Origin of the sequence: Rhizobium sp. MHM7A, from assembly GCF_005862215.1 — a bacterium.
In the GTDB taxonomy this organism is placed as follows: domain Bacteria; phylum Pseudomonadota; class Alphaproteobacteria; order Rhizobiales; family Rhizobiaceae; genus Rhizobium; species Rhizobium bangladeshense.
This window is the reverse complement of record NZ_VCHT01000031.1, coordinates 23465-32619: the sequence shown is the minus strand read 5'-3', so window position 1 is coordinate 32619 and position 9155 is coordinate 23465. Positions and strand designations below refer to the sequence as shown.

11 protein-coding genes are annotated in these 9155 nt (G+C 61.3%); 2 read left to right on the top strand and 9 right to left on the bottom strand.

Annotated features, from left to right (window positions below; translation table 11 throughout):
- The coding region (locus FFR93_RS39125; protein ID WP_138397074.1) for an aminotransferase class I/II-fold pyridoxal phosphate-dependent enzyme at positions 1 to 174 on the top strand (174 nt) is incomplete at its 5' end.
- 293 nt (positions 175 to 467) lie between these two features.
- On the opposite strand, the gene FFR93_RS41810 is transcribed toward FFR93_RS39125, so the two are convergent.
- Positions 468 to 671: a hypothetical protein gene (locus FFR93_RS41810; RefSeq protein ID WP_138397073.1), complete on the bottom strand. Its 204-nt coding sequence runs from the start codon at positions 669 to 671 to the stop codon at positions 468 to 470.
- 127 nt (positions 672 to 798) lie between these two features.
- Between FFR93_RS41810 and FFR93_RS39115 the strand changes: the two genes are divergently transcribed.
- Complete coding sequence (locus tag FFR93_RS39115) at positions 799 to 1362, top strand: threonine transporter RhtB (protein WP_138397075.1); 564 nt, start codon at positions 799 to 801, stop codon at positions 1360 to 1362.
- Positions 1363 to 1464: 102 nt separating this feature from the next.
- On the opposite strand, the gene FFR93_RS39110 is transcribed toward FFR93_RS39115, so the two are convergent.
- From FFR93_RS39110 to FFR93_RS39075, 8 genes are read right to left on the bottom strand one after another with little or no spacing between them, the layout of a single operon-like run.
- Positions 1465 to 1818: a cupin domain-containing protein gene (locus FFR93_RS39110; protein WP_138397072.1), complete on the bottom strand. Its 354-nt coding sequence runs from the start codon at positions 1816 to 1818 to the stop codon at positions 1465 to 1467.
- The gene (locus FFR93_RS39105) at positions 1811 to 2479 is read right to left on the bottom strand and encodes a cysteine hydrolase (protein ID WP_138397071.1); all 669 of its coding nucleotides are present in this window, start codon (positions 2477 to 2479) and stop codon (positions 1811 to 1813) included. Before FFR93_RS39105 ends, FFR93_RS39110 begins: the two co-directional genes overlap by 8 nt.
- The gene (locus FFR93_RS39100) at positions 2479 to 4029 is read right to left on the bottom strand and encodes an ABC transporter ATP-binding protein (protein WP_138397070.1); all 1551 of its coding nucleotides are present in this window, start codon (positions 4027 to 4029) and stop codon (positions 2479 to 2481) included. Before FFR93_RS39100 ends, FFR93_RS39105 begins: the two co-directional genes overlap by 1 nt.
- Positions 4026 to 4727 carry an isochorismatase family cysteine hydrolase gene (locus FFR93_RS39095; RefSeq protein ID WP_064709239.1) on the bottom strand — a complete coding sequence of 234 codons (702 nt, stop codon included), beginning with the start codon at positions 4725 to 4727 and terminating at the stop codon, positions 4026 to 4028. Before FFR93_RS39095 ends, FFR93_RS39100 begins: the two co-directional genes overlap by 4 nt.
- A 10-nt stretch (positions 4728 to 4737) precedes the next feature.
- The gene (locus FFR93_RS39090) at positions 4738 to 5754 is read right to left on the bottom strand and encodes a formamidase (protein ID WP_138397069.1); all 1017 of its coding nucleotides are present in this window, start codon (positions 5752 to 5754) and stop codon (positions 4738 to 4740) included.
- Between the two features lie 34 nt (positions 5755 to 5788).
- On the bottom strand, positions 5789 to 6715 hold the full coding sequence (locus FFR93_RS39085; RefSeq protein WP_138397068.1) for an ABC transporter permease: 927 nt from the start codon (positions 6713 to 6715) through the stop codon (positions 5789 to 5791).
- A complete protein-coding gene (locus FFR93_RS39080) occupies positions 6715 to 7845 on the bottom strand; it encodes an ABC transporter permease (protein WP_138397067.1) in 1131 nt (376 codons plus the stop codon). The genes FFR93_RS39085 and FFR93_RS39080 overlap by 1 nt, the downstream gene beginning before the upstream one ends.
- A 23-nt stretch (positions 7846 to 7868) precedes the next feature.
- Positions 7869 to 8996 carry a BMP family ABC transporter substrate-binding protein gene (locus FFR93_RS39075; protein WP_138397066.1) on the bottom strand — a complete coding sequence of 376 codons (1128 nt, stop codon included), beginning with the start codon at positions 8994 to 8996 and terminating at the stop codon, positions 7869 to 7871.
- Positions 8997 to 9155 lie beyond the last annotated feature (159 nt).

Genomic DNA, 9155 nt, shown 5'->3' with positions numbered 1-9155 from the left:
CTTGACAATTGCGGCGTCTACGTCCAGCCGATCAACTATCCCACCGTGCCGAAGAAGACCGAGCGGCTGCGCATCACCCCGACGCCGCTGCACTCCGACGCCGACATCGCCCATCTGGTCGACGCGCTGCATTCGCTCTGGTCGCGCTGCGCACTGGCGCGAATGGTTGCCTGAGCATACAGGGAAAAATGCGCATACCGGTTGCGATCAGCCAGCCGCTCGCGAGCGAGCAGCGACAAGACACCGGCCCTGGTCATAGTCCCTGACCGGCAAGCCGCCATTTCACAAGAACGAGTTGTTGGCTTCTGCTAGCACGGAGAGAACGGATCCCCATCGCGAAATCGAACATTCGTTCCCTCTTCCGCGCTCTCCGTCGCCCGGCCGATGCAGCTGCGGTTCAAGGATCCCGCCGACTTCGAACCTGGGCAGGACGCGGCATGATGGCGGGCGTCCGGCTCCCTGCGGCACTATTCTTCCAGGAGGAGGGCGGTCGCGAGGTAACCCATGCCTATGGTGCTCGCAAAAAAGTAGACGAAGAGGCCATGCACGAGATAGTTCTCAACCGCACCTGTCGCAGGAAACGCTTGCTGGCAAATGACTAGTCCCACGGTGCAACCAATTGCGAATCCCGCGGCAAACCGAGTGAGCATGAAACTGATCATGCAAGGCATAGCGCCCACCTCAGAGCTTCAATTCAAAATGTCCGGGCATCAGGATTGTTCCGGACGCAAAATGATTTTTATCAACGACTGGAACGAGCGGCCATGCAAGAAGCGGGCGAAACTGGAGACGGTAGCAATGCATCTTCTGCCTTTCGCGGCGGGCGTTTTCACGCTGCTCATCCTGCCCGGGCCGACCAACACCGTTTTGGCGATGGCATCTCAGGGTCTGACCTTCGGACGCGCGGCCGCGCTGCTCGTCACTGTTCTGACCGCATATCTTGCGATCGTCGTTCCAGCATCCGCTCTGGCCGGTTCTTTTTTCCGCGACCACCCGCTGGTTTCGCAATGCGTCAAACTTCTCTCGGCGACCTGGGTGCTGTACCTGGCGCTCCGGCTCTGGAGCATCGGATCCAGCCAAGTCGAGGCCGTGAGCCCGCGGCAGCTGGCCGTGACGACGCTGTTGAATCCCAAAGCCCTTATCATCGGAGTGACGATGGTCCCTCCCACCGCGGAGGTGCCTGCGACAGAATCTATCGCCATTCTCGCATCCGTGGTCCTGGCAGTGTCCTCCATCTGGCTGTCGATCGGCAGGGTCATGCTCGGACGTGAGAAACGAATGCCGCCATTTGCCCGGCGGTGCGGCTCTGCAACCCTCGCCACATTCTCCGCCGTGCTGACGTTCAGCGCCCTTGGCGGATAAACCTGCGGCTATTGCGCTTGCGCGCCGGAGCGAACGCCGGCGGAGTCTTCATCGCGCACCGGCGCCGACGGCAGCCGGTTTGCGGAGGCTGAATCGCGCAATTCATACTGCTTCCTGTTCCAACATTTTGACAGGCCGATCCCATTGGATGAGCACGACGCAGCCGGTGTCGCTCCAGACGGAATGCTCGGTACCGGGTGCGTTGACGACGTAGCTGCCGCGGCCGTAATCGCCCGCTTCATCCGATTGCACGCCGTCGAGCACGAGAATGGTTTCGAGCCCCTCATGCCGATGGCGGGGAACACCCGCGCCGGCTTCGTATTTCAGGAGCGCCACGCCTGGCTGGTCGTCGGCGAATGGTCGGATCCAGTGGATCGTCACCTGATCGCGAAACGGACCGAATTCCAGATCCTTCCAACCGCCTGCGGTGAGCAGTGCGCGTGTGGTTTCAGGCATGGGCGATGCTCTCCAGTATATCGTCGACTCGGGCCGTCCAGCCGACGATCGCGCCCTGGGCGCGGATCATGGCGATGGCGGCGGCCTTGAATTCGGGAAAGTAACTTTCCGTCGCCTCCTCGGCGAGCAGGCACTCATAGCCGCGGTCATTCGCTTCGCGCATGGTGGTCTGCACGCAAACTTCGGTCGTCACACCTGCGAAAACCAGCTGTTTGATACCCTTCTGCTGCAGCACTTCCGCGAGTTGGGTCGCATAGAAGGCGCCCTTGCCGGGTTTTTCGATAACCACTTCGCCTTTTACCGGAGCGAGTTCTGGCAGAATAGCCGTGCCGGGCTCGCCGGAGATGAGGATGCGACCCATGGGGCCTTCGTCGCCGATCCTGAGTGTGGGGTTGCCGCGGTCGCGTTTTGCCGGCGGCAAATCCGAAAGATCGGGCCTGTGGCATTCCATCGTGTGGATGACCGGCAGTCCGGCGTAGCGGAAGCCCTGGATGAGGCGTCTGACTTCGGGCACGATTTTCATGATGCGGCTGACGTCGTTGCCGAGGCTGGCGCCAAAGCCGCCGGGCTCGGCGAAATCACGCTGCATATCGATGACGATGAGCGCGAGCTGATCATGCCTCGCCGGAAAGGCGAAGGGTTCTGCCTTGATCTCCGCCATCAGTGATGCCCCGCCATATGGGCGCCGATCACGCCGATATCCGCCGAGCGCGCCGGCGTCTCGTAGACCAGTTTGCCTTCGGAAATGACCATGATCCGATCGGACATCTCGAGCAGCTCGTCGAGATCCTCGGAAAGCAGCAGCACAGCTGTGCCAGCGTTGCGCGCCTTCATGATCCGGGAGCGGATTTCGGCTACTGCCGAGAAATCGAGGCCGAAGCAGGGATTGGACACGATCAGCAGGTCAACCTCGCCTGTGAGCTCGCGGGCGAGCACCGCGCGCTGCACATTGCCGCCCGATAATGCCGCGATCGGCGAGGAAGACGAGGCTGTCTTCACCTTGAAATCGGAAATCAGAGCGGTGGCGCTCTTCTTCATTTTGGCCTTGTTCAGCCAGACGGCATCCTTGCCGTCCGCTTTCAGATCGAAAGTGCGGAAGGCGAGGTTTTCGCTGACCGTCATCCGCGGCGCGCAGGCGTTCTGCAGCGGCTCCTCGGGAATAAAACGGACATTGTTCTTGCGCGTCTCCACACGTGTTGCCGCGTACGTCTCGCCCTTAACGCTGACACGGCCGGTATTGGTCGGCCGCTGGCCGGCGAGGATTTCCGTCAGTTCCTTCTGACCATTGCCTGATATGCCGGCAATGCCGACGATCTCGCCAGAGCGGACGGTGAGATTTTTGATTTCGATGGTCTTGAGACCTGAGCGGTCGGGCGCCTTGACCTGCTCCACCTTGAGGACCGGCTTGGCGCCCTCCGGGACGGGGATGCGGGTGTCGAGCTCGGCGAGCTTGACGTCGCCGATCATCATCGCGGCCATCTCAGCCGTGGAGAGTTCCCCGACTTTTCCAGAGCCGACAAGCTTGCCGCGCCGCAGGACCGAAACGGCATCGGCAAACTTCGTCACCTCATGGAACTTGTGGGAAATCATCAGCACGGTCAGCTCACCACGCTCTGTCATCCCGCGTACGAGGCCGAGGATCTCATCGGCCTCTGCGGGCGTCAGGACCGAGGTAGGCTCGTCGAGGACAAGGAAGGAGCGGCCGAGATAGAGCTGCTTGACAATTTCAAGTTTCTGCTTCTCGCCGGCGGCCAGTTCGCTCACCGGCCGGTCGAGCGGGATCTTGAAGGGCATCCGCTCCATGAAGGCGGAAAGATCCTTTCGTTCCTTGGTCCAATTGATGAAAGTGGGGACTTCCGCGCGGCTGATGACGAGGTTTTCGGCACCGGTCAGCGAAGGGACCAGCGTGAAGTGCTGATAGACCATGCCGAGGCCGTAACTCGCCGCATCCTTGGGCGAGGAAATCGCCACCTCGCGGCCATCGACGGAGAGAGAACCTGACGTCGCGTGATAGAAGCCCATGATGCATTTGACGAGCGTCGACTTGCCGGCGCCGTTCTCGCCGAGCAGGGCGTGGAAGCTGCCCGAGGGCACCTTGATCGAAACATGATCGAGGGCGGTGAAACTGCCAAAACGCATCGTGATGTCGATCGTGTCGATGCCGACGGCCTTGCCGGGTTGCGGGAGCGGCGTGTCGCGGATCGTGCTCATGGCAGCTGGCTCACGAACGTTGCGGAATTGGAGACGGAGCCGAAGACGCCGCCCTGCATTTTCACCATCTTGATCGCAGCGAGATGGTTGCCGTAGTCGGTCGCGCCGCAGCAGTCTTCCAGAAGCAGGCATTCGAAGCCGCGATCGTTCGCCTCGCGCATGGTGGTGGACACGCAGACATCCGTCGTGATGCCAGTCAGGATGATGTTCTCGATACGCTTCTGGTTGAGGATCAGCTCCAGATCGGTTGCGCAGAAGGAGCCCTTGCCCGGCTTGTCGATGATCGTCTCGCCCTCGATCGGATAGAGTTCTGGGATAATGTCCCAGCCCGGTTCGCCGCGTGTGAGGATGCGTCCGCAAGGGCCTGGATCGCCGATGCCTGCGCCCATGCGCTGTGAACGCCAGCGCTTGTTGGCCGGCAGGTCGGCAAGATCGGGCCGATGACCCTCGCGAGTGTGAATGATGTGATAGCCCTTGGCGCGCATGGCGGCCAAAACCTTCTTGATGGGCTCGATGGGCGCCTGGACCAGGGACAGGTCGTATCCCATGTGGTCGACATAACCGCCCTTGCCGCAGAAATCCGTCTGCATGTCGATGATGATGAGAGCGGTATTATCCGGACGCAGGGCGCCGTTATAAGGCCAGGCATAGGGATCGGCGTCGATATAATGTCCTCTGGTTTCGACCATGGCGACCATCGTTTTTCTCCTATTCACCCGCGAGTTTGAATGTTTCGCCGTAGCGGCGCGCCGGCTTGTCGAAGCCGCAGGGCGTACCGTCCGTAACCTTCACCTGATCCTCCCACGGGAGGCGGTATTTGCCGGCAATGAGATCGTGCATGTACGTATAGGGCGCGTCATCAGCGCCGCCGGCGACGGCGACATAGCCGCGGTGACCGAACTGGTAGATATTGTTTTCGACGCTCCAGCCGAGCCGTGCTTCGCGTACAAGATCCGGACGCACTTCCGCGGTGATGATCTCGTTGACGCGGCCGGATGTGCCGTGAGCGATGATCGAGCCGTCGAAATTGCAGATCATGCCTTCGCCCATCGAGTCGAACGTGCCGTCGGAGCCGCACATGCAGACGCTCGCCGTGACCATGAGATTGCAGAAGGCGTTCGACTGGTTGGTGAAGCGCCACGCTTCGCGGATCGGCGCTGTATAGCCGGCCGTGCGGATCATGATTTCCGCACCCTTATAGGCGCATTCGCGCGCCATCTCCGGGAACATGCCGTCATGGCAGATGATGAGCGCGAGCTTGGCTCCCTTCGGCCCGTCGATGACGGGAATTCCGAAATTGCCGGGCTCCCATGGTTCGACCGGCACCCAAGGATGCATCTTGCGGTAATAGAGCTTAAGTTCGCCCTTATCGTCGATGATTAAACCGGAATTGTAGGGCATGCCCTCCGGGTTCAACTCCATGATCGAGAAGCAGCCCCAGATCGCGTTCTCGCTGCAGGCCTTCTTGAAGGCGGAGACCTCCGGACCGTCGAGCGTGCACATAATCTCCGGATTAATATCCATCGACAGGCCGTGGAGGGCATATTCCGGAAAGACGACCAGATCCATGCCGGGCTGGTTGCGCCGCGCCTTACCGACGAGATCGACGATCACCTGTGTCTGGCGGGCAAGGTCTTCCCTCGTGACCGTGACGGGAAGCTGCAGTTGGACAAGGCCGATGCCGACGCCATGTTCCGATTTGTTCAATCCGCCGAGGCCGTTCATCGTTTGACTCCTTTCAGACCTATGTCGTTCGGGCTTATTTCGTCAGGGAAAGCGCGCCAGGCGCGCCGGCGAGCGAACGGGTGGGTGACGAGGTCGCGATCATGATGACCAGAGTCAGCACGTAAGGGGCAGCATAGAAGAGGTAATAACCCTGAGTGGCGCCGACGGACTGCAGCGCCGGGCCGAGTGCACCGGCGCCACCGAAGAGCAGGGCGGCAAGGAAGCAGCCAATCGGGTTCCAGCGGGCGAAGATGACCAGCGCCACGGCCATTAGACCCTGGCCGGAAGAAATTCCTTCGTTCCAGGAACCGGGATAATAAAGCGACAGATAGGCGCCGCCGATTGCCGCCAGCGAACCGCCGACTGCGGTGGCAAGCAGTCGCACCCGATCCGGATTGATGCCCATGGCGCGCGCTGCGTCGGTACTGTCGCCGACCACGCGCAGGATCAGGCCGATACGGGTATTCTTGAAAGCCCACCAGAGAACAAAGGCGAGTGCTGCGCCAAGCAGGAAGAGCACGTTAACGTTCAGCGCCGCCTGGATCTGCGGCATGCTGGACCAGAAGCCAAGCGGAATTGCCGGCAGATGCGGCGCGGCCGGCTGAATGAAAGGCTTGCCGAGGAAGAAGGCAAGGCCGAGCCCGAACTGCATCATGGCAATGCCGATCGCGATATCGTTAACCTTCGGCCACTTGCAGATCCAGCCGTGGACGAGGCCGAAGACCGCGCCCATTGCCATGGCCGCCAGCACACCGAGCCACGGCGAATTGGTCATGACGGCGACGGCGTAAGCCGTCATGGCGCCGAAGACGAGCGTGCCTTCAAGACCGAGGTTGATGCGGCCGGAGCGTTCGGTGATCGTCTCGCCCAGGCTGACGAAGATGAAGGGCGTGGAAACGCGGATGGCGCCTGCCAGGATCGCCAGCGGCACCCCCCAGATGCCGATACCCGTCTCTTCCATCAGAGGCTCCTTTTCCAAAGGTCGGGATTGAAGACCTTGAAGCGCCCGTAGAAGGTCTCGCAGAAGAGAATGACAATGAAGAGCGTGCCCTGCAGCACCAGCACCGTTGCATCGGGCAAGCCCATGCGGCGCTGGATGAGGCCGCCCGAGGCATCGATGCCGCCGAGCAGGATCGCGACCGGGATGATCGCCAGCGGATTGTGGCGGGCGAGGAAGGCGACGAGGATGCCGGTATAGCCGTAGCCTGCCGCAAGCGATGCATTGGCGCTGCCTTGCACAGCGGAGACCTCGACCATGCCGGCCAGGCCGGCGAAACTGCCGGCGATCGCGGTGAAGCCGGCAATCAGCCTGCCGACGGGCAGGCCCTGAATCTGGGCGGCGCGTACATTGCCGCCGGCGACGCGGGCGGCGAAACCGTAGCTCGTCATCTCGATTAGTATCCAGGAGACGATGCAGGCGAGGATGCCGATGACGAGGCCCCAATGCACGTCCATGCCGGGGATGTTGCCAAGCATGTAGCCCGCTGGCAGCGGCTCGGTGGAGGGCTTGTTGAGGCTGGCCGGATCGCGAAGCGGGCCTTCGACGAACTGGTTCATCAGCGCGATGGCGATATAGGAGAGCAGCAGCGACGATATGGTTTCGTTGACGCCGCGAGAGTGGCGCAGGAAACCGGCAAGACCGATCCAGGCGCCGCCGATCACCATGGCGGCGATCGCCATGAGAACAAGGACAGGGAGGGCAGGAGCAGTCCCGACGAGCGGCATGGCCATGGCTGCGGCGGCAACGCCGCCCAGCACGACCGCTCCTTCCCCGCCAATGATGACGAGGCCGAGGCGGGCTGGCAGGGCGACGCAGAGCGCCGTCAGGAGAAGGGGTGCGGCGCGGCTTAAGCTGTTCTGTACGGAAAACCAGCTGCCAAAGCCGCCGGTGTACATGAGCTGGAAGAGCATGGCCGGCGATCTGCCGATCGCCAGGATGAAGAGGGAGAAGAGCCCGAGACCGATCAGGATGGCCACAAGGCCGATAACAATGGGTTCGGCCCTGCGCGCGGCCCATTCGAGCAGGGGTCGCAGCGAGGTTGGTTTGCCGGAAGCGACCGATATTGCGGGATCATTGGCCTGAACGGTCATGGCGCTTCCCCCTCTGTTGCGGTTTACGCCGTGGATCCGACCACGCCTTCGATCAGATAGCTCATGCTTTCGAGCTCGATCGCATCTTCGGCGTAGCTCTTGTCTGCCGTGACGACGGAGTTGCCCTTGTTATCCTTGAGCGGACCTTTGAAGACGTAGAAACCGCCCTTCATCATCTCGGCATGCGTCGCTTCGAATGCCTTGCGGCCCGCCTCGGGAACACCAGGGCCAAGCGCGCTCATCTTGACGAAACCGTCCTTCAGGCCGCCGCGCACGAAGTTGCCGAGCTTTTCGCCAGCCTGGGCCTTCTTGACGAAGTCGCTATAGACATTCCCCCAGGCCCATTCGGCGCCGGTGAGGTATTTCTCGGGCGCAAGCGGGCTCTGATTGGCGTGGTAGCCGCAGACGAAGGCACCGCGGCCGGCAGCGGTTTCGACCACCACCTTCGGGCTGTCGACATGGCAAGTGATAACGTCGGCGCCCTGGTCGACCAGCGCGTTGGTGGCTTCCGCCTCCTTGACCGCCAGCGACCATTCGCCGGTGAAGATCACCTGGCAGGTGATCGTCGGATCGACGCTGCGCGCGCCGAGCAGGAAGGCATTGATGTTCTGCAGCACCTGCGGGATCGGCTTGGCGGCGACGAAACCAATCTTCTTGCTCTTCGTCGTATGGCCGGCGGCGATGCCGTTCAGATACTGGCCCTGAAAAATATAGCCGAAATAGGAGCCGGTATTGGCCGGATGCTTGCCCTCCTGCCACAGCCCGCCGCAATGGCGGAACTGGGTATCCGGGTATTTGGCTGCCATGGCCAGCATGTGCGGATCGAAATAACCGAAGGAGGTCGGAAAGAGCAGGGTGGCGCCATCGAGATTGATCATCGATTCCATCGTCTTCTGAACGTCCACCGTCTCGGGCACGTTTTCTTCTTCAACGACGGTAATGCCGGGCAGCGCCTTGACCGCGGCAGCCCCCTCGGCATGCGCCTGGTTGTAGCCATAGTCATCCTTGGGGCCCACATAGATGAAGCCTACGGTCAGCGCCGTCTGCGCAAGCGCGCGCGAGGAGAGGAGACCAGGCGCTGCACCGACGAGAGCGGCAGCGGCAGAAGCCTGAAGGAAATGGCGTCGTTTCATGGAAAGGAGTCTGGTCATCGGAATGCTCCCCTTGCGGCGGTTTAGCCGCTTTCAATTGAATACAGCAAAGTGTATGCAATGGTCATGCCAGATTTTAGAGTATTGATTCTGTACGACAAATTCTAAGTAGTCGTCCGACAGAAGAAAGGTGCATGCAATTTCATCTCGATATGCGAT